Annotated in this window: 23 protein-coding genes; 18 read left to right on the top strand and 5 right to left on the bottom strand. The window is 27.9% G+C overall.

What is annotated here, in order from left to right; genetic code table 25:
• The first annotated feature begins 27 nt into the window (after positions 1 to 27).
• The 8 genes from HLG78_RS00425 (at position 28) to HLG78_RS00390 (ending at position 6075) form a co-directional block, all read left to right on the top strand.
• Complete coding sequence (locus tag HLG78_RS00425) at positions 28 to 813, top strand: DUF4352 domain-containing protein (protein ID WP_231178318.1); 786 nt, start codon at positions 28 to 30, stop codon at positions 811 to 813.
• Between the two features lie 137 nt (positions 814 to 950).
• Positions 951 to 1976 (top strand): hypothetical protein, encoded by a 1026-nt coding sequence (locus tag HLG78_RS00420; RefSeq protein WP_231178316.1) that lies wholly within the window; start codon positions 951 to 953, stop codon positions 1974 to 1976.
• Between the two features lie 91 nt (positions 1977 to 2067).
• Complete coding sequence (locus HLG78_RS00415) at positions 2068 to 2373, top strand: hypothetical protein (RefSeq protein ID WP_231178314.1); 306 nt, start codon at positions 2068 to 2070, stop codon at positions 2371 to 2373.
• Between the two features lie 526 nt (positions 2374 to 2899).
• Positions 2900 to 3292, top strand: coding sequence for an endonuclease domain-containing protein (locus HLG78_RS00410; RefSeq protein ID WP_231178312.1), 393 nt, complete (start codon positions 2900 to 2902; stop codon positions 3290 to 3292).
• 1061 nt (positions 3293 to 4353) lie between these two features.
• Complete coding sequence (locus HLG78_RS00405) at positions 4354 to 5001, top strand: Type 1 glutamine amidotransferase-like domain-containing protein (protein ID WP_231178310.1); 648 nt, start codon at positions 4354 to 4356, stop codon at positions 4999 to 5001.
• 155 nt (positions 5002 to 5156) lie between these two features.
• The gene (locus HLG78_RS00400; protein ID WP_231178308.1) at positions 5157 to 5639 is read left to right on the top strand and encodes a hypothetical protein; all 483 of its coding nucleotides are present in this window, start codon (positions 5157 to 5159) and stop codon (positions 5637 to 5639) included.
• Between the two features lie 23 nt (positions 5640 to 5662).
• Positions 5663 to 5848 (top strand): hypothetical protein, encoded by a 186-nt coding sequence (locus tag HLG78_RS00395; RefSeq protein ID WP_231178305.1) that lies wholly within the window; start codon positions 5663 to 5665, stop codon positions 5846 to 5848.
• Positions 5803 to 6075 (top strand): NUDIX hydrolase, encoded by a 273-nt coding sequence (locus HLG78_RS00390; protein ID WP_231178303.1) that lies wholly within the window; start codon positions 5803 to 5805, stop codon positions 6073 to 6075. The genes HLG78_RS00395 and HLG78_RS00390 overlap by 46 nt, the downstream gene beginning before the upstream one ends.
• Before the next feature lie 25 nt (positions 6076 to 6100).
• Here the strand turns inward: HLG78_RS00390 and tgt are convergent, their stop codons facing one another.
• The 3 genes from tgt to HLG78_RS00375 are packed head-to-tail and all read right to left on the bottom strand — an operon-like array spanning position 6101 to position 10847.
• Complete coding sequence (tgt, locus tag HLG78_RS00385; protein ID WP_231178301.1) at positions 6101 to 7231, bottom strand: tRNA guanosine(34) transglycosylase Tgt; 1131 nt, start codon at positions 7229 to 7231, stop codon at positions 6101 to 6103.
• A 4-nt stretch (positions 7232 to 7235) separates the two neighbouring features.
• Complete coding sequence (locus tag HLG78_RS00380; protein ID WP_231178299.1) at positions 7236 to 8444, bottom strand: Mur ligase family protein; 1209 nt, start codon at positions 8442 to 8444, stop codon at positions 7236 to 7238.
• 21 nt (positions 8445 to 8465) lie between these two features.
• Positions 8466 to 10847 carry a DNA gyrase/topoisomerase IV subunit A gene (locus HLG78_RS00375; protein WP_231178297.1) on the bottom strand — a complete coding sequence of 794 codons (2382 nt, stop codon included), beginning with the start codon at positions 10845 to 10847 and terminating at the stop codon, positions 8466 to 8468.
• A 173-nt stretch (positions 10848 to 11020) separates the two neighbouring features.
• Between HLG78_RS00375 and HLG78_RS00370 the strand changes: the two genes are divergently transcribed.
• Positions 11021 to 11485, top strand: coding sequence for a hypothetical protein (locus HLG78_RS00370; protein WP_231178295.1), 465 nt, complete (start codon positions 11021 to 11023; stop codon positions 11483 to 11485).
• A gap of 57 nt (positions 11486 to 11542) precedes the next feature.
• Here the strand turns inward: HLG78_RS00370 and HLG78_RS00365 are convergent, their stop codons facing one another.
• Positions 11543 to 12682 carry a CapA family protein gene (locus HLG78_RS00365; RefSeq protein ID WP_231178293.1) on the bottom strand — a complete coding sequence of 380 codons (1140 nt, stop codon included), beginning with the start codon at positions 12680 to 12682 and terminating at the stop codon, positions 11543 to 11545.
• 139 nt (positions 12683 to 12821) lie between these two features.
• Here HLG78_RS00365 and HLG78_RS00360 point away from each other — a divergent pair, with 139 nt between their 5' ends.
• The 5 genes from HLG78_RS00360 to HLG78_RS00340 are packed head-to-tail and all read left to right on the top strand — an operon-like array spanning position 12822 to position 16324.
• Positions 12822 to 13193, top strand: a complete 372-nt coding sequence (locus HLG78_RS00360) for a hypothetical protein (protein WP_231178291.1) — start codon at positions 12822 to 12824, stop codon at positions 13191 to 13193.
• A 16-nt stretch (positions 13194 to 13209) separates the two neighbouring features.
• Positions 13210 to 14940 carry a DNA mismatch repair endonuclease MutL gene (gene mutL / locus HLG78_RS00355; RefSeq protein ID WP_231178289.1) on the top strand — a complete coding sequence of 577 codons (1731 nt, stop codon included), beginning with the start codon at positions 13210 to 13212 and terminating at the stop codon, positions 14938 to 14940.
• A gap of 40 nt (positions 14941 to 14980) precedes the next feature.
• Positions 14981 to 15208 (top strand): MBL fold metallo-hydrolase, encoded by a 228-nt coding sequence (locus HLG78_RS05420; RefSeq protein WP_420829159.1) that lies wholly within the window; start codon positions 14981 to 14983, stop codon positions 15206 to 15208.
• Positions 15165 to 15761: a hydroxyacylglutathione hydrolase C-terminal domain-containing protein gene (locus HLG78_RS00345; protein ID WP_231178285.1), complete on the top strand. Its 597-nt coding sequence runs from the start codon at positions 15165 to 15167 to the stop codon at positions 15759 to 15761. Before HLG78_RS05420 ends, HLG78_RS00345 begins: the two co-directional genes overlap by 44 nt.
• A gap of 47 nt (positions 15762 to 15808) precedes the next feature.
• Positions 15809 to 16324 (top strand): hypothetical protein, encoded by a 516-nt coding sequence (locus HLG78_RS00340; protein ID WP_231178284.1) that lies wholly within the window; start codon positions 15809 to 15811, stop codon positions 16322 to 16324.
• Positions 16325 to 16768: 444 nt separating this feature from the next.
• Here the strand turns inward: HLG78_RS00340 and HLG78_RS00335 are convergent, their stop codons facing one another.
• Complete coding sequence (locus tag HLG78_RS00335; RefSeq protein ID WP_231178283.1) at positions 16769 to 17161, bottom strand: c-type cytochrome; 393 nt, start codon at positions 17159 to 17161, stop codon at positions 16769 to 16771.
• 226 nt (positions 17162 to 17387) lie between these two features.
• On the opposite strand from HLG78_RS00335, the gene HLG78_RS00330 reads away from it, so the two are divergent.
• The 4 genes from HLG78_RS00330 (at position 17388) to HLG78_RS00315 (ending at position 21122) form a co-directional block, all read left to right on the top strand.
• Positions 17388 to 18095, top strand: coding sequence for an RsmE family RNA methyltransferase (locus tag HLG78_RS00330; protein WP_231178282.1), 708 nt, complete (start codon positions 17388 to 17390; stop codon positions 18093 to 18095).
• 16 nt (positions 18096 to 18111) lie between these two features.
• Positions 18112 to 18696: a nicotianamine synthase family protein gene (locus tag HLG78_RS00325; RefSeq protein WP_231178281.1), complete on the top strand. Its 585-nt coding sequence runs from the start codon at positions 18112 to 18114 to the stop codon at positions 18694 to 18696.
• 195 nt (positions 18697 to 18891) lie between these two features.
• A complete protein-coding gene (locus HLG78_RS00320; RefSeq protein ID WP_231178280.1) occupies positions 18892 to 20046 on the top strand; it encodes an MFS transporter in 1155 nt (384 codons plus the stop codon).
• 146 nt (positions 20047 to 20192) lie between these two features.
• Complete coding sequence (locus HLG78_RS00315; RefSeq protein WP_231178279.1) at positions 20193 to 21122, top strand: hypothetical protein; 930 nt, start codon at positions 20193 to 20195, stop codon at positions 21120 to 21122.
• Positions 21123 to 21148: the final 26 nt, after the last annotated feature.

Genomic DNA, 21148 nt, shown 5'->3' with positions numbered 1-21148 from the left:
GATTTTACATACTTAATATTAAGTAAAATGAAAAAGTTTCTATTTTTAGTAATACCAATTTCTTTGATTTTATCTGGTTGTACTCAAACTGATTTTGAAGATTTATCTGAAGAGAAACAAAAAGAAATAGCAAACTACTTCTATGAGAAATCAGAAGATATTGTTGAAGAAATGATGTCAGTACCTTTTGATTCATCTTTATCAAATACAGAGATTGAACAAAAGATGGATGAACTAGAAGATGAACTAAAAGATATTTATGAAACAAAACTAAAAGCTGAATATTCCAGTGTTAACTTTAAGAGTTATGAAAATTTTTCTGATAATGCACCTGATATATTATCTGATTCTAGTGATGTTGAAACTACAGATGATGAAGATTTTGAAAGTGTCTCAATTTGAGACTTTTGAACTTTTGTAGATGAAGATGATTCGGACAAAAAATCTAAAGTAAAAATAAGAGATTATGAATGGGCTTGAAGTGAGGTTAAACTGTGATATTTGAATGAGTTTACTGCAACAAATGAATTTTTGAAAGTTAAGTTGGAATCCGAAAATATCTGAAAGAAACCTAATGCTGTATATATTAGAAATGCTAAGTTGATTACAGATGATGGTTATGAATATAATATTTCTCGTACTGTGCAAGCTTCAGATTCTGATTATAGACCAGATTGATATAGTGGTTGTATTTCTTGTTCATCAAATCCTTGAGATAAAGATGTAGAGTATTTACTTTTTGATATAGAAGAAGTTGACTTGTCTTGAGCATATATAAGATTTGAAGACTATATGATAGATTTGATGTTGTAAAATATGATTAAGTTTTAGAAACCCAACTAAAAAAATTTAGTTGGGTTTTTTTGTGTTAATTTTTGCTGTATAGACCACTATTGCATTTTATATTTAAAGCTTTATATATTAGATAGTTTAGTTTTTAAATTTTAGCGATGTTAAAAAGTATTATAGATTTTTCAAAAATCAATGAAAGTGAAGGGACCATATATTTTAATATTAGTAAATGAAATTTATTTTTAAATGATAATTATATTTCTATAATAAAAGACTATAAAAATAAAACTGTCTTTGTCCTAGATAGAGTTATAGAAAACTGAAAATATATTCTAAGATTTGTCCAAAGTAATCCAAATATAAAAACAAAAATTTGCAAATTAGATATAACTAATTTTAAAGAAAAAGATAATTTTATTATAACAATAACTTGGAGTGCAAAAAATAATTTGTATTTTTGAACAGATTCAGAAGATTTAATAAAAACTGAAAGTGTTGAAAATGAAAATTTAAATTTTAGAGTGTGAAAGGATTGAGATATTTATCAAGTATGAGATGAGAATATTATGGTAAAGGGTTTTAGTATAAATGTATGATGAGAGACTGTTTTGGAAGCAAGTGCGATTGAAAAATATGAAATGCAAAGAGAAAAAATAAATCAATTATTTGAAAATTCACAAATAAAGGACTATTTATTTGAGACAACAATATATCAACAAATAATTGTTATGCTTGTTATTTGAATAGAAGTTTATTGAAAGACAAGATTTTTGGAATTGTTGGATGAAAAAATTATAAACTCAAATGCTATTATAAATACATTTATTTCAAAAAAATATACAGAATATATAGTTGAATTAAATACTATCAGTAGTGAAAAAGAGAAAGTATTAAAAATAGTTGATGATAAATTGATAAATTTTCAAGATTTTGATAAATTAAAAAAAGCTTTTAATAAATGATTTTGAATTAATACTTGAAATATTAATAATTTAGAAAATCTGAAAAAACTTTTCAATATAAGGCACAAAATAATTCATACAAAAAATGATATGACTATATTAAATATTGATGAAATGGTAAAATTTTCAGAGCAACCCAAATTTATGAAAAATGAGTATATTAAAGAAAGTATAGAAATTGTTGATACTTTTATAAATGCTTTTCATCAAAAAACTTTATAATTTTTTGTGATATTAAAAATATACCCCCTCAAACTCCGCACCACAATCAAGGGATACCCTTACCAAAGAAGATGGAGATTTGCCAGATTGGATGTACTACAAACCACAAACAAATCAATCTTGACTAGAATTTTTGGAAGAACTTTTTGATAAAATTGATGAAGATTTGTCTGAAGATTTCAAAACTTGATTTGATCAAGCTTCACCAATTACTATTTCACAAGCAAAAGATGATTTTGAAGAATGGAAACAATGACTTAGATGAGAAGACTGGGAGGTGTATATGGAAAAAAGAAGAAATATGTCTAGATTGATCAATTATATCAAATACTCTCTGATGATGACAGGTATGACTAGATTTGAAGTGAGAGTTCATTTACACGAAGACGAAGACTAAAAAATTTTTGAATATACTTAAAGACTGGCTTCTATCCAAAGGAGCTGGTCTTTTTTATTTGAGTAGTTAATATCTTGAATTTTTGGATGAAATTGGTATTTAATAAAATTTAAAGGCCACTTTGCAAGAAAGTTTTAGTTTTTAAATCCCCTCCCTTCTAGTATCCCCCTTGTTCCCGCTCCGCAGTACTCCAGAGTTGCGGGACTTATTACAGTCGTAAGGGGAGAACATCAAACCCCCGCTCAGCTAACCGCTGAGCTGCCCCCTTATTAGGGGGCTAATTACCTCCCTGATTTTGCAAGAAAGTTTTAGTTTTTAAACCCCTTCCCTTTTAGTATTCCCCTTGTTCTCGCTCCGCAGTACTCCAGAGTTGCGGGACTTATTACAGTCGTAAGGGGAGAACATCAAACCCCCGCTCAGCTAACCGCTGAGCTGCCCCCTTATCAGGGGGCTAATTACCTCCCTGATAAGGGAGGGGGACCGCTTGCGGTGGAGGGTTTGCTATTTACCAATAAATCATAAGTAAATGAAAAATAAACAATTCATAAATTATGATAAAAGCAAAAAAGACTTTGCTAGACAATTGAGAAGCAACCAAACCAAAGCAGAATGAATTTTTTGGCATATGGTTTTGAAATTCCGCCCATTGTGATACAAGTTCACTAGACAAAAACCAATTTCTAGTTTTATAGCAGATTTTTATTGTAGTAAATTATTGTTGGTGATAGAACTTGATGGAGAAAGTCATAACGAAAAAGTAGATTATGATAATGAAAGAAGCTTGGTTTTTCAAAGATATTGAATCAAAGTTATTAGATATAATAATTATGATATTTTCAAAAATCTGGAAGCAGTGCAGATTGATTTGGAAAATAAAATCAAAGATAGGGAAAAAGAATTTTTTTGAAATAAAAGATAAATGCAAAAGTGCTTTATTTTCAATTTCTACACGATGATTTATTTATAATTTCCACCTTTCCTGATTGCAAATCCTTTGATCTTGAATTTTCATTTTATATGAATAATAAGGACTAAATATTCATTTTTTAAAATCCAAACAAACGAAATCTTGGATTTGAAGAGTCAAATTGATGAGATGGTGTTTGATTTGTGTGGGTTGAGTGATGAAGAGAGGAGAGTTGTTTTAGATGTTTAGGGTTGGTTTTAGATTGTAATTATAATAATATGAAAGAAGAAACTAAAAATAATACAGATATTGAGCAAATAGTGCAAAATAAAATAATTATGCAACATATAATGTATATGTTAAGTGGTAGTTTTTTTGCTTCAATTTTTTCTTATTCTATTTATTTACTTATATTTAGTCCAACCCATTGAGTGCAGATTGCATATGGTGTGAGCTTTGCTTTGCTACTTGCTATATTAGTTTTTTTTGTTCTTCTATCAGTTACTTGAGTTTATTTATACAAAAGCAAAAATAAACTTTCTAAATATAATATTATATGATATCTAATAATATGTTTATTTTTTATGTTTATAATTGCTTCATTGACTACATATTCATTTTTTGAACCTTATATTCATAGGGATCTTGTAATGTTAATATGATTATTATCCACTTTATTATTGCTAATTTTATCCATAGTTTTATATCTAATAATAAATAAAAAATATAAAAATATAAAGTCAGAATTTGAAAGCAAAGATCTTTTAAAAATTGAGAACGATTTTTTATTGAGTAAATTAAACTTATCTATTGTTGTAATAATTTCATATATACTTTTTGTTTTTTATATACTATATCTTTTTGATGATTACTATGGTTTTGAATGGGTTGTTTTCATTTGATCAATTCCAGTTTTTGCTATTATATATTTTATGTTAGCATTCAGTCATACTAGAATAGTGTATTATTTAAAAATTATTTTTGTTGTAGTTTCTATATTATTAATATTATTGTGGATATTAGCTAATTTTTATTATATAATATAATTGAATTTATTTTCTAAAAAACTTGTGATGAATAATATTTTTCTTTCCGGAGGTGGAGATGCACAACAATCAGAAAAGTTTGATAGATTATACAAAAATGCTTTACCTTGAAACAAGATATTATATATTCCTTGGGCTTTTTATCCCCAAAGTTATGATGGTTGCAGGAAATGGATAGATACTATTTTCCCGGCAGAAAGATGATATAAACTTGAGATATTACACGAAGACGACAATTTTGATACAGATAGTTTGGTAAATGATTACGATGGTGTTTATATATGAGGATGAAATACTTTCAGATTGTGGAATTTGATCAAACAAACAGGTTTTGATAAACTGCTCAAAAAGTTTACAGAACTTGGAAAACCAGTATATTGATGAAGTGCCTGAGCAATAATAATGTGAAAAGAAATAAACACATCTCCGGACTTGAATGTGACCAAATTGACTGATCAAGACTGTCTTGGGTTGAACTACTTTGATTGATATTCAATCTTTTGTCATTACAAAGCAAAACAAGATCCAGAAATATATGATTATATAAGAAATTATGGATTTCCGGTTATTGCCCTTGAGGAGTGAGTTTGAGTTTACTTGCAGGATGGGAGAATTTATTCTGGTTGAGAAGGTTCTGCCTATGTTATAACACTAGATTGAAAAAAGGAAATCTAATTGTTGGAAAGTTTAAATACTTAGTTAGAAATATTTGGATTTTGAAGAGCTATTATAAAGTACTTAACAAGTGATGAGTAAGTTATTTTTTATTGAAATATATTCTTAATTTTATATTGTAAAAATACAATTATTTTACAAACAAAACAAATAAAATGATATTTTACCGATATTGAGAATTCAAGGATGATTTTCTAAAAAAAGCTTTTGAAGATATTAATAGTATTGGTGAAAATAATTCTTTGGTTTTTATTCATCTGGATAGTGGTTGATGAGAAGGTCACATAAGAGATCATTTGCTGTTTACTCTAAAGAGACTATCCAAAGACAAGAACATTACTATAGTTGTTTCTTATGTAGCAAGCTTTGCTTTTGATATGTTATACAATCTCAAAGATGATGTAAATATACAAATACTTGATTGAGCTTATGCTGTAATACATAAATCTATCTGGGAGGTAAAGGTTGAAGCTTGATGAACCTTAAGTAATGTAGATAAATACAAAATGGAATTCCAAAAAAATATTTGATTTTGCTATGATTTTCTAACTTCAGAAGAAAAACAAAAATATGATAAATGAGAAGATGTGGTTCTTGGTCAAGATAGACTCAATCAGGTGTTTAGTAAAAAATACTAATTTTTTATTTTTAAATAAATTTTATGATGAAACAGAAAGAAGTTGTTGGAATCACATTTGTGAATGAAAATAATCAGATTTTGATACAAGAAAGATGAAGTTATTCCAAATCTGGAGAAGATTATAGTTTTTTTGGTGGAGGAGTAGAAGAAAACGACAGGCATTGGTTAGAGAAGTTAAAGAAGAATTGGATATCGATTTGGATATAAATAACTGTTTTTATGTATGAGATTTTTTCAAAGAAGGGGTAGAAGGTGATGTTATTATCAGAAGATGTGTTTTTATGAAAAGAACAAATAAAAAAGCAAAGGATTTCAAATTACTGGAGTGAGACTGAGCAAGATTTGTAGATATAAAAACTGCCAGAAAACTGAAATTTAGATCTGAGATGAATAAGGTTCTTGATTGTATAGAAAATAAGCTTGATTGTATATAAATTAAAATTGTTGATTTTGGATTTTCTAACTATGAAGAATTTTTTCTTTGATTTCTTCAGTTAGTTTGTGTAAATGTACAATATTATGCAAACTAAGTAAAATACCTCACAACATTTCTTTTTCTTTGAATAAGTGATGGATATATCATCTAGCAAAATTTTTGCAAGCAAAACACCCACAGTTTTCATCCAAAGGTTTTTTACTCATCTTGTTTGCAGAGTTTTTGATTCTTACTTTTTCTCAACTACTATGAAAAGCAACTCAATGTCTTGCAAGTCTTGTTGGTAATACACAATCATACATATCTATTCATTGATAAATTGTATGTTCTAAATCTTCTGGTGTCCCTACTCACATAAGATATCTTGGTTTTTCTTCTGGAAGAGTGTTGCTCAGCCATTCTACTACTTGATACATTTCTTCTTTTGTTTCTCATACACTAACTCAACCAATTGCAATTCAGTCCCAGGAATATTTTTTTAGATATTCTAGTGATTCTTGTCTAAGATCTTCATGAAGTCCTCATTGAACAATTGGGAATAATACAGATTTTGTGTCATTATATTTATATCAAAAATAATCAAATGCTTTGTCAGCCCATTTGTGAGTAAGATGCATTTGTTGTGCTGTTTTTTTCTTGTTGTTTCAATGTACAGGACTGCACACATCCAATACCATCATAATATCAGATCAAAGATTTATTTGTATATCAACTACTTTTTCTGGAGTAAAAATATGAGATGATCAATCTTTTGGAGATTTGAATCAAACTCCGTCATCTTTTATTTTTACAAGCGACTTGTTCCTAGAAGTTCTTTTATCAAGTCATAAAGAAAATACTTGATATCATCCACTATCAGTTAGTATCAATCCATCCCAGTTTTGAAAATTGTGCAATCCACCAAAATTTTTGATTGTATCATCTCAAGGATTTAGATACAAATGAAATGTATTTGCTAAGATTATTCAAATTTTTTTATCCAATCAAGTATACTTAGGATCATTAAGCATATCCAAAACCATTCATTTTATCGTTGCTTTGGTCCCAACTGGCATAAAAACAGGTGTAGTTATTGTTTTATTATTTAGTGTAATTTTCCCTGCTCTAGCTTTTCATTTTTTTTTCAATAATTGAAAATCTAGTTTTGTTTTCATATGTTTATTTGGATATAAAGGATTTTATATTTTCTTTGAAAACATCAACTCTTTCTTTGTATCATGAGAACATATCCAAACTTGAACTTCCAGGACTAAAAACAAGATCTTTAGAAAGATTTTTGGCTTGAAAATATCATTGATATATCGCATCTTCTAGACTGTCACAAATCTCATATCCAATCCAGTATTTTTCTAGAATTTTTCATATTTGTTCTGCTGTTTCTCATATCAAAAATGCATGAGCAACTTTTTGTGAAAGAATTTGTTCTATTTGACTAAAATCAGCTCACTTATCTGCTCATCAAGCAATAAGTACAACTTTTTCTTCAAAACTATTGAGTGCAGATCACAATGCATTTGGTGTGGTAGATTTACCATCATTGTATATATTTATATTGTCTATTGTGGTTAAAAGTTCTAATGTGTTGGGTAGTGGGTATATATTTCTGATTGAATCTAAGATTTTTTCTTCTGGTAAGTTAATTATTTGTTTGGCAAGCATAAATGCAATATTTATATTGTCTTGATTGTGCTCTCCCAAAAGATTTGTTTCAAAAACCTTTTTTTCTGAACAAATTTCATAGTTTTCATGTCATCCAGTATCAATATTGGCTCAAATTACTACTTTATTTTTTGTTAGAGAAAAAATTTTTTGTTTGGTTGATAAATAATCTTGAAAATCTCTATGTCGATCTAAATGATCTGTTTCTATGTTTGTAAATGCTGCATAATCAAATTCAAAATTTTGAGTATTGTACAACATAAATGAAGATACTTCCAAAACAACAGTATTGGTATCATTTCCAAGTCATTTTTCCAAAATATTATAAACTGTTTGAGATAATGATGGAGAAAAATTACCTCAAATAAATGTGTTTTTATTGTGGGTTTTTAGTATATTATACAAAATCCAGGAAGTAGTAGATTTTCATTTACTTCAAGTTATTCAAACAAATCTAAAATTTTCTTTTAAATTGTTTTTTTGAAGAATATTTCGCACAAGATCCATTTCAGAACATATATGAGATTGATATTTTTGATATATAGTATGAGTTGGTTTTATTCAGGGACTTGGTATGATTTTGGTGTCTTTATCTATTTTTCATTCGTGAAAATCGTTATCATCTAACATAACATATTGTTCATCAAAAAAACCTAGAAAATTTTTTATTCAATTTCACACATCTCATTTTCAATAAATTAGATACATATTTGAAAGTTATCTATTAAATTACTCTCTCCATGGTTTGAAGGCAGAAAGTATTTCTTTTTCGGTGATTTTTCAAGGTTTGGTATTTCTATCTTTCAAAGGTATGTCATTTGAGTGAATTTCAACCATTTTTCAGTTACTCAATTTCATCATAACTGCTCATTCATCAATAGATATACCACCCAAAAGCTTTTCATTACTATCAAGTTTTGTGGCTACAAGTCATGCTTGTCATCTTTTTTGTATTTTCATATCTTCCATGCTTATTAGTTTCCCTCATTTATTTGTATGGATAAATATGAAAGGCTCTCATCTATTAGTAAACATATTTGCTACTTTTTCTCATTCGTCCAGGTCTATTGCTTTTACTCATCCTGCAGTTTTTCAGCTAGGTCTAATATTTGACTCTTGGAACATCAATATCATTCACTCTTGAGAAAGTATTCATACATTGTCGTTTTCTTTTATTTTTTGAATTTTTATTATGCTTTCTCAATTTCAAAGTCACATTATCTTGGTAGGAGTTTTTTTGAGTTTATCAATAAGTTCTTTGCTTACTTTTTTGATGTTGTTTTTATCTGTAAGAAGCACAAGATAATCAAAATCCTCATCTATTATATCAGAAAATACTATATCTTCATTGAGATTGAAGTCTTTTTTGAAGTCTATTCAATTTCATTTAATGTTATGTCATCCAAAATCTTTTATTCTTTTTATTACAAGCTCTCAAGTTTTACTTATAGCAAAAATTTTGTATTGGTTGTGAATATGTTTGATTTCAAAAGTATTTTCTGGTATTATATTTAATCTTGTTTGATAAAGTATCTTAGTTTCAAAATCATCTCACATCCATAGAATAACTTTTTCTTTTTGAAGCTCTTCAAGTCTTTTTAGATTTTTTACACTATCATCAAGTTGATAAACTTCCAAGCTTTCAGAAACTTCTGTCCTTCTGTCGTCTCAGTACTCATCTTTGATGTATATCAATTCATCTATTACTACTTCATCCAATTTTTCTGGATTATTAATTACTTCTCTTAGGTATTCAATCAATTCTTCTTTTTCTTTTTTCTCATCAATAATTTTTTGGATTTCCAATCATACAAGAGTTTGTAGTCTCAACATAAGTATATACTCAGCTTGAGGTTCAGAAAACTCAAAGTTTTTTATCAATGCATCTTTTGCTTCTTGTCTTGTTTGAGATCATCTAATTGTTTCTATCACATCATCAAGTATATCGATTGCTTTTTCCAATCACAAAAGTATATGAAGTCTATCTTCTGCTTTATTCAATTGGAATACAGACCTGTTATAAATAACTTCTCTTCTAAAATCTATAAAATGCAATAATAAGTCTTTGATATTTAGTAGTTGTGGTTGTATTCATTTATCTATTAATGCTACATTGTTTATATTAAAGTTGGTTTGTAGATCAGTATACTTATACAACAAAGTAAGTACACTATCTTTATCTGTTCATTTTTTCAAAGTAATAACAATTCTTATATTGGATTTGTTGGATTCATCAGTTATATCATCCACTCATTCAATTTTTTTGGTAGAAACAAGTTCTCATATTTTACTTACAAGAGTTGATTTGTTTACCTGATAGGGTAGTTGGGAGATTACTATCTTTTCTTTTCAATTGTCTTCTTCTGTTGAGACTTTTCAACGAACTGGAATTCATCATTTTCATTTTTGATATACATTTTTAATATTTTCTGAATCATATATTATTCATCATGTAGGAAAATCAGGTCATTTTATGATATTCATAATCTCGTCAAAAGTTGCTTCTTTGTTTTCAAGCAATAAAAGACAAGCATCAATAACTTCTGTAAGATTGTGTGGAGCCATGTTTGTAGCCATTCATACAGCAATTCACATAGTTCCATTACAAAGGTGGTTTGGAAATTTTGTTGGTAAAACTACTGGTTCTTGTTTGGAGTTGTCATAGTTGTCTCTCCAATCAACTGTTTGCATTTGAATATCTTGAAGCATTTCTTCTGCAAGTTTGGTTAATCTTGCTTCAGTATACCTCATAGCAGCTGCTCCATCACCATCTATACTTCAAAAATTTCATTGTCATTCTACCAAAGGATATCTTAGTGAAAAATCTTGAGTAAGTCTTACTAATGCTTCGTACACACTGCTATCACCATGAGGATGATATTTTCATAATACTTCTCACACTACAGCAGCAGATTTTTTAAAACTTGAGTTGTGAAATAATTTTAATCAGTACATAGAAAATAATATTCTTCTCAAAACAGGTTTGAGTCAATCTCTAACATCTGGAAGAGCTCTAGAAACAATTACAGACATACTATAATCAATATAAGATTGCGTAATTTCTTCTTCAATACTTTTACTAATTATTTTTTCTTGATTTTTTTCTTTCATATATAAAAAATTAAATTTTTAAAAACAGTTCTTTTATAATGATTTATTTTGGTTTTTCAATTTATTTTCAAGCCAACTTCAATAATGGTTGACAACAGCAAAAAAATAATTATACACTATAATGCTTGCTTAAAAACAAGTAGGAGGTGAAAGTGAAAAAACTGACATTTTTGATGTTGATTTGTTTTGTGATGTTGGGCTGTGCAACAGTTGAAGAAATTTATGAACAACATGAAGAGGAGACTCTAGAAAAAGAAGAACAGAAAAAAGAAGAAAAGGTAAACGTTCCTGAAAAAGAAGTCAGATTCAATAACAAACCTGCACTTTTGGGTGTAAAACAGGATACCTGTAATTCAGACTATCCTACAGCCCAAACTCAGAATGGTTCTGATGAAAAAGAAGGCTTTCAAGATTATGCTACGGTAATAACCATAGCAAAAAATAACGGGGATTTGTTCTATCCTGCAACCAAGCTTATTCCTCAAACTATCAGAAAGTCAGGCAACGATCTGATTTTGTATGTACAAGTAAAAAATTCTGATGAAGGGCATGTTTCCAATTTTGTTCCCTGTTCACATATTGGAATACAAATCCAAGAAGAATATATTGAGCAGGTGCATGTTCACTTTGTAAGATAGAATGGTTTTTGTGTTCTTCAAAAACATTGGCCAGAAGAGAATATCTTCTGGTGTTTTTTAAAAAGATTTAATTTTATTAATAATTTCTGTTCAAGTTTTTTTATCTGCTCTTTCTAGGATTCACTGATAGCTTCTAATATTTTTTAGCTTGTTGAGTTCTATTTTAGTTTCAGATCAAGTTTTGTAAATATCAACAATTCAGTTCAATCATATATAAGTAGGAACCGTCCATTTTTCATGTTTATGATCCCATATGGTATCAAATTCAGCATGGTTTTCTCAATAGTTTTGTCTTCATCGATCTTGATCAAAAATAAAATTTCCAAGACTATAAAAAATATATTTTCAGTTGTATTTTTCTATTTTTCAAGGTACATGACTATGATGTCCTAGGATAAGATCTGCTCAGGCATCTATTATTTTGTGTGCCTGATTTTGTTGGGTAGGGGTGGGCTCAATTTTGTACTCTCTTCACCAATGCAATGAGATAATATTTGCATCACATCATTTTTGTTCCATTTTTTGAATATCTTCTTCAATTTTGTTTACATCTATAGAATTCCGCACTAATGATTGTCCGTTTCAATATTGAATTGTTCTTCAGTCATAACTATATGCTCCAAAACACATTTTTATATTGTTTTTTGTTATTGATTTTATTTGTCTACTTTCTTGTTGGTTGGTTCAGGCTCATACTCACAGTATATCATTTTCTTTTAGTATAGATTGTGTTGTTTTGATTCATTCATATCATGCATTGTATATATGATTATTGGCAAGGCTTAATATACTAGGATGTGAATTTGTTAGTTGATTTATTGTGTTTATACTTCAAGTATGTGCCTGAAAGCTAAATGTAGAATCTAATTGATTGTTGTCAGTTTTGGAAAAGGGACTTTCTAGATTGAAAAAAACTACACATTCTCATTTTTTACAGTTTTGAGATTGTTTTACTGGATTGTAATTATTGCCTGAAAAGATTCTATCAAAATTTTCTTGTTCATCCCAGTATCAAATGCTTCTGCTTAGCATAATATCTCAACCAAAGTACAAAGATGCTTTTCTTGGTACTCATATATTATCCATAAAGTTGGTGATAGTATCTGTGATTGAAATTCTATCAAAAAAATTACTAAATCAATATGAAAAAGGCGAAAAAATCATAACCAATATGAAAATAAAAATATAAGCTTTCATTTTTTTCTTAATAAGATAAATTAATTTTTTATAATCAATTTAAATTTGAATACAAGGCGGTTTTGGGGTTAAAAAACTATTGCATTTTTTAAAAAAGTATGTATAAAATATTTCCTTTCAACAGAAAAAAGGAAATGCTATGAGTAAAATGCAAACTGCAAATGAGCAAAATTGTTATGTTCATATTCGTCATGTCTATGCATTTGACATGCATGATATGACTCTTGGTCAGTACTGCCGGTTTTTGCAAGAAAGAAAAAATAGAAAACCTGGGTTTGATTACCTAAAAAATTCTGGAATGCCAGTATTTCAGCCAGAATTGGGTAAATTGTTGGTTGGAAATGAAAGAACTGCCAAAATAATAAAAGGCATTACCGGGCAAAAACCAGCATTGGTGCAAGTTTTTCAGCCTTACTGACTCAAAACACATCAGGCCTCTGCGTTATATACGTGGAGGCTTTCTTTTTTAATTGAATTTTTGAATATTTTGGATAAATTAGATGATATTTAAATAGTTATTTTATTTTATGCAAATAAAACAACTTCCACAATATCTAATCAACAAGCTAAAAGCCTGAGAAGTTGTGGAAAGACCTGCAAGTGTAGTTAAAGAACTTATTGAAAACTCTATCGATGCCAATGCTACAAAAATCGTTTTGGAGATAAAAAACTGATGAAAATCTCTAATCAAAGTAGAAGATAATTGAATTTGAATTGATAAAGATCAGATTGATTTATCTATTAAAAGTTTTGCTACTTCCAAAATATCTTCAGATAATGACTTAAATAATATTACAAGTTATTGATTTAGATGAGAAGCATTGTCTACAATATCAGAAGTTTCCAAGTTTACCATTCAAACCAAATCCAACAATGATATTATTGCAACTCAATTACACAAAATAGACAAACAAGTAGATATATCACAAATACCATTTCACAAAGATAATTGAACTATAGTGATAGTAGAAGACTTGTTTTTCAATGTGCCAGCAAGACAAAAGTTTTTGAAAACAGATACTACTGAGTACAATTATATTTTGGATACATTTTTGGATTTTGCTCTTGTAAATTATGACAAAGATTTTGTCCTAATAAAGGACTGAAAAATAATAAAAAATTTCTCCAAAAACCAAGATCAATATGATAGAATGCTACAAATATACAAAAAATCCTGGGAAAACAATCTGAACTTTATTGAAAACTCATCAAAAGATATACAAGTATATTGAATTTGCTCTGACAACAAACTAACATTTACAACACAAAACAATATCAAAATTTTTGTAAACAATAGACCAGTAGACGACAAAATAATAAAAAAATCTATACTGCAATCATATCAAAGACAGATTGCACCTTGAGAATATCCGCTAGTTTTGATGTTTATTGATATTTCTTCTGATTTGGTAGATGTAAATGTCCATCCAAGGAAAAAAGAAGTAAAGTTTACCGATCCAAATAGTATATTCAATTTTGTGCAACAAACTTTATCAAAAACATTTTCTGATAAAAAAGTAGCTAGCTGAACTTTCAAAAAAAGTCAAAACTTATGATTTTGAAACTTACATAAAAATAATAATTTTACTCCAAAACCTTCATATCAATCGACAAAGGCAGAAAGTTTGGATTTTCAGTGGGAGGGTAGTGTGTATTCTAAGCCCAATATTATAGAAAATCAAGAAAACAATATATGAGATATGAAAGTGATTTGACAAATATGGGATAGTTATATAATAGTACAACTTGAAAATGAACTTTATTTGGTAGATCAACACGCTGTTGCAGAAAGAATAACTTTTGAGAAAATGAAAAATGACATGCAAGAAAACAAACTAAATCCAGAAATAATAATGCATCCTATATCAATTGATATACCTCAAAATTTGGATATACATCCTCAGATAGAAAAATTGAATAATATTTGATTTGATGTTTCATTGTTGGATGATTATACTATAGTTGTTTATGCAATCCCCAAGATTCTATCTGAATACAGTATAGATATACAAAAACTATTTGATAAATTGTTGTATATGGATGATATAAATATGGATAGTATATTTGAAAATATTTTTGCTACAAAAGCTTGTAAAACTTCTATAAAAGCTGGTGAAAAACTTTCCATGTCTCAAATGGTAAATCTTATAAAAGATGCCTACAAGTACATAGACAAGATGTTTGTATGCCAACATGGTAGACCTAGCATAGTAAAATTATCCAAAGAAGATATAGAAAAACTATTTGATAGAAATTAAGACTATCAGATAAAATTTTTAAACCTTATTTGTTGTGATTATGGATATATTTAATATTTTTTCTTGAAATTCACTAAGGAATTTTAATTATATAATTAAATATTCGTCAAATAAAGCTATATTAATTGATCCTTCATCTCCTGTAGTTTTATCCAAATTTCTTGAGGAAAACCAACTTCAACCAACCACTATAATAAACACACATCATCATTTTGACCATACTAATGGCAATAGTTTTTTTGTTAATAATTTTAATTGTGATCTTTAATGTGCCAGTCAATTCCAATATATGAGGGGAGAGTGGTGTTTTGTGAGATAAAGATATCATAAATCTTGATGAATGAACTTATTTACAAGCATACCATACTCCTGGTCATACTTATGATCATATTTCATTTTGATTGTATGAAAATAATAAGCTTGAAGCTTTGTTTAGTTGAGATTCTTTTTTTAATGCATGAATTGGGAATTGCTATTCTTGAGACTCCAAGATAGCTTATAATACAGTCAAGGATTTTTATTTGCAGTTGCCATGAGAAGTCAAAATATATCCTGGACATGATTATATGCAAACAAATTTGAAGTTTAGTTTGAATATAGAATCTGATAATCAATATACAATTGATTTGTTAAATGATATGCAAAAAAAACAACCCTGAGAAGTTGTGACAAATATAGATTTAGAAAAAAAGATAAATCCTTTTTTAAGATTTGCCAACAACAAAATAAAAGAAAGTATAAAAGTAAAATTCAATCTGTCATATCTTCCAAGTGAAGAAGAGACTTTCTTGAAATTGAGAGAGTTGAGAAACAACTGGTAGTTTGAATTGTTTTGTTCAAAAATAAAATTTACAAATATACAAAAAAAATGAAAAAAGATCTTCCAAGACAATCACAGGCTAATAAAAATCAAATTTTGATATTAAATAACAAAAAACAAGAAGTATATGTAGACAAAAAGACTTTTTTTGAGGAAAAACAAATTGATTGAATAATAAGAATACCACAGTCAGATTTCGAATACATCAAAAACAAGTCTGTTTATACTCATTTCAATTTGAATATATCTAATCATATCCCAGGTAATATCTACTGACTGCCCAAGATATTAAGATTTGGTTATTTCAATCCACAAACAGGTGAAGAACAACTTCCATTACTAAGTTTTGAGGACAATTTGAAATGAAAATGTTTTGATGTAAAAGAAAAACTATCTTATGAAGATATGGATAGAAAATTTTTTGAAAATTGTCTAGATTATATTGATGATATATGAGATTTGAAAGAGCACATTATCTGAAGATATTCAAAAAGTATGAAATGATTGGAAAAAGATGAGCTTTTAGAATTATGAGTTAGTGCTACATTTTTAAGTATTATTTAAATCATAAGTTGTGTTTTATTTGCCTTATTCAAAATTATATAAAATATAAAGAAGACTAAAAATACAAATTATAATAAGCATAATTTTTTTATAAAATAATGCCTAAATAACAATAAAGCAATAATTTATTTATGTTTTTTATAACTGTTGAATATAATAAATCATCTTCCTCCTAATATCACAACTAATGCATACACAAGAAAAAATTTTTCTAAATTATTATGTAAATATCCAAAAATAATTTTTTTCGTACATTAAAGTTTATAACTTTCTAGATAATTAATATTTTTTGCAAAAGCTAATTCAAGAGTAAAATTTATGCAATTAGGCTTTTAGATAAATATAATCTTCTAATTAATATATAGTCAAAATCTTAAATAATATATAAATATTTAAAAAGAAAATCCCAGCTGGATTCCAACTGGGATTAGCGAGGGGTGTACTTTATTCCTGATTCAGGATGAAAATTGTAAAGAATGGATAACTTGGAAGAAAGCTAACTGCAGACGATTCATCGTCTTTTGTCTTTTGTCCCACTGACTCAGACTCAACGGCTGCAAGCATGTACTTGATTGCATTGATCAAGTCATCTTCTTCTGCTCTTCCTTCATAAGCTGGCATTGCTCCTTTGCCTGTTAATACAGACTCAAGAAGTTCATCTACATTCGTATAGATGGACTGCCAGTCCTCTTCATCCCCAAGTTGTGGAGCTCCTGCCACCCCCGCATTGTGGCAGCTTGCACAAGTTGGTGAGGTCGAAGAATTGTATGCCTCTTCTCCTGCATAAGCAGCAGTTGAGGCAAAAGCCAAGACAAACAAAAACATGATAATTTTCATACTTAATTCTCCATTGTAATAGTAAGCCGAAAGCAAAGTTTTTATATATAAAAATAAAATAATTGCAATAGATAATTATTATCATTTTAGTTTTTGAAATTGTTTTTCTGATTGAAAAACTAAAGCAAATAGTTATATACTACAAATAATTTTTTACCAAAATATCAACCTTTCTTGAAACAATACAAAATCAATTAGCTTACTTTTATAGATTATTTTGAGAATAATGCACCTTTTTATATGAGAGTTTGAACAAAAAGACCAGAAAGTTTTTATTAACAATAAAAGAATTGTACACCAACTAAAAAATGTTCTGAGAGCATCTCTCTGATACACTTTTGGTATACAACCACCTGTGTATGTATGAGACAGCCCAGACAATGAAATTTATATATTACAGTTAGATAGTATTGATAAAAATCAGTTAGAAGCTTCAATCCTTGAAACACACAAAAAATCAAAGCAAATTAATAATAACTGATTTCTGATTCCTATACTAAACAATTTTGATAAAATGGAGCTGCTGGTCCAAAAACTTACAGAAATATGAACAGAAAATATATATTTTTGGGATGCAGCAAGATCTCAAATACATAATATCAACAACAAAAAGCTTGATAGGTTTTATAAAATAAGTTTGGAAGCAGCAGAGCAGTCTTGACAGATTTTATTACCTAATATTTGAATTGTACAAGATATCAAAAAGTTTACCAAAGACAAAGAAATTGTGTTTATAGACTTTCAAGCATCAAAAAAATCATTATCTACAAAATCAAAAAACTTGTGGTGAGTTGTCTGACCAGAGTGAGGATTTTCTCAGGATGAATCAAGTTATTTTGGCAGTATTAGTAAAGAAAAATTAAGTCTTTGAGAGTCTGTACTGAGAGTAGAAACAGCTACAATAATATGAGCCTGGATCATACAAAATTTTTAATATGTTTTTAAGTTGGATGAAAATACAAACAATTTGTGATGAAATTATTGAATGATACAGACAAGATAATTTTTATAATTTAGAAAAATCATTTAGTAAGCTGTACAAATATATTCAAGAAAACAAAGGTACACATATAGATACAGAAAAATACTTTGAAATAAAAAAAGTTTTTTGTTATTTTGAAGAAAATTACGAGTATTATCTGGCCCAAAACCTTTTGACTTCACCAACCCCTAAAGATTATCTAAAGCTACATGAAAGATATGTTTGATATAAAGTTTCAATTAGTAAGACATTAGATCATATATTAAATTATATATCACCCCAAAAGATTTGTTTTGTGTGATCTTGACCCTTGCCCATTACACCAATAATAATAGCAGAAAATGATATACAAACAACTTGAATAGAAAAAAATAAGGACAACTATAGTATATCAAATGAGGTATTGAAAAAGATAAATCCTCAAAACAATGTACAAATAAAAAATATGAAATGATCAGATTTTGATAGTTATTGAAATTATGATGTTGTATTTATTGAAATTATGATGTTGTATTTATTGCATCTTATGTTTCTTATGATTGTGATGAGTTAAATAAGCTTGCTGATAAAATCAAACGACAAAAGAAACCAAATAGTCTAATTATAGCAAGAGATGTAAGTACTACTTGAAAATTGATTTATAATCCATTGACTGATTATTTCAAAAAATCATTTAAAAACTTGGGGAATATAGTAACCAATAGCTTTATTAATGAGACAAAAATATTTATATAAATAAGAAAAATTGATGAAGCAGATAACAAAGTTTTATATAAGTTCTTTTCTAAAAAATCAAACTTATTTTGTGCCTGTTTTTGTAGTGATTTTACAGTTGTATCAACTTTCATACATAGAAATATTTTTGATTTTTACATTATCAAATGTACTAAAACTTTTTATTGAGATTCCTACAGGGATTTTTGCTGATATATACTGAAAAAGAAGAAGCATTCAGATATCAAAATTGCTTATTTTATTAAGTTTTATTTGATTTTGATTTTCTTGGAATTTTTGGACATTTTTGGTGTTTCAGTTGTTGTATGAGCTTTGAAATGCATTCAGGTCAGGGACTGAGACAGGTTATGTTTATGATTATATTCAGCAAAATCCAGAAAATCCTAGTTATACAAAAGTAAAATGAAATCAGAAGTTTTATGCTCGTATAGGGGAGGGTATTGCTACTACTTTGTGATGATTTATTGCTGCTGGGATTGGTTACTCTGCTGTGTTCTTTTTTGCTGCAATACCTGCTTTCATAAATTTTATTTTTTCTCTTACCTGGGAGAAGATCAAAGAGTCCGAAAAATGAATTACTAAAACTGATTTATATAGCAAATTCCAAAGTTCATATCATTTCATAAAAAACAATAGTTATGCAGTTAGACTAATTCTAAATGTTATGATATTCACAGGTTGAGTAGCTGCTATATCAAAATTAATTCAACCATATATGCAAAAAACAATAATACCAATAGAGTATTTTGGTATTGTTTATACAGTTTTTTTAGTGATAGCAGCATTTGCAGTCAAATATAGTTATATTTTTGAAGAAAAGTTTTGAAAAATAATCATTATAAATCTTTTTAGTATTTTATCGGCAGTTTTGTTGTTTGTAGTTGGTTATGGTTATGTTTGAATACTGTGAATATTAATACTATTTTTGGTGATTACAGCCGAAAATATTAGATCACCAATATCAAATACTTTATTCCATGAAAATATAGATTCGGAAAAAAGATCTACACTTGGTTCTACTTTGGAGCTTGGAAAGGCTTTGGCTGGAATTATAATAATGCCAATTGTTTGATTGTTATCTGATAGTTTTTCAATTTTTTATGCAGTAATGTTTTTGGCTGTTTTGTTGCTTTTGAATTCAATAGTATTCAATATTAGGCAAAGATAATATATAATGTCAATTATTTTTTCTGAGTATTGGTTTTTAATTAGGATTTGGAGCGGTCTAATTTGACTTGATTTGTAAAGTTTTGCTTGCAATTTCTTGTGGAGTTTGATATATTCAATATTATTTAGTTTATAATATTCAAAATAATGAAAAAACAATACATAATTATGCTGTTTTCAATACTTGTGATTTCAGTTCCCGTAAATGCAGAAGAACAATCAACAGATTCAAGTCCATTATTTGAAGAGTGAGAACTAGAAGCTATTATGCAATGAGAAGATCAAGATAATGAATGAACTTTGGAAGAAGAATTGGATCTTGATGAGGAATCTTCTGATATCTTGGATCAACAAGAAGAAGTAGAAGACACACAGCAAGAAGAGGAAGTAGAAGACACACAACAAGAAGAAGAAGTAGAAGACATACAGCAAGAAGAAGAAGTAGAAGATACACAACAAGAAGAGGAATATAATCAAGAATATATTGATTCTTTGAATTTTACAGAAATATACAACAGTTATATTTATCAAAACATTAATGAATTATCAGATTTTTCGCCTCAATATCAAGAAAAATTTGATGTGATTAATATAGAATGGATAGAATCCAATACTGCTAGAGTAGACTACAAGGATGATGAAAAAAAATATATATGAGAAATAAAACTAAGGTGGTGGAATTGAAGTGTTGTAGAAAAATGATATAATTCTATAAAATCTCCTTCAGAAGATATAACTGAAGAAACTAAAACTGAAGAATATTTAGAAGTTCAAGAAACTAAATCATTGAAAGATATGATTTGAATGTCTTTTGAAGAAAGAAACCAAATAATCAAAGAAAAATCTGAAATGTTGTTGCCAAACAAAAGCCAAGAATTTGAAAATATTCAAATTATGATAGATACATTTTTGCAAAATAATAAAAACAAAGAGCTTCTTGAGCAAAGACTAGACAAATTAAAACTGGTAGTTGAAGAAGTAGATCAGTTAAACTTGTCTAATCAAATGAATAATCTTGTAGTTTCTACATTTTTGTATATGAAAAATGAATTTGAACAGCAAATAGAAGATATGTAAAAGATTGATTTATTAATTGTTTTAAT

This window comes from Candidatus Absconditicoccus praedator (genome assembly GCF_021057185.1).
In the GTDB taxonomy this organism is placed as follows: domain Bacteria; phylum Patescibacteriota; class Gracilibacteria; order Absconditabacterales; family Absconditicoccaceae; genus Absconditicoccus; species Absconditicoccus praedator.
This window is presented reverse-complemented; position numbering and strand designations above follow the sequence as displayed.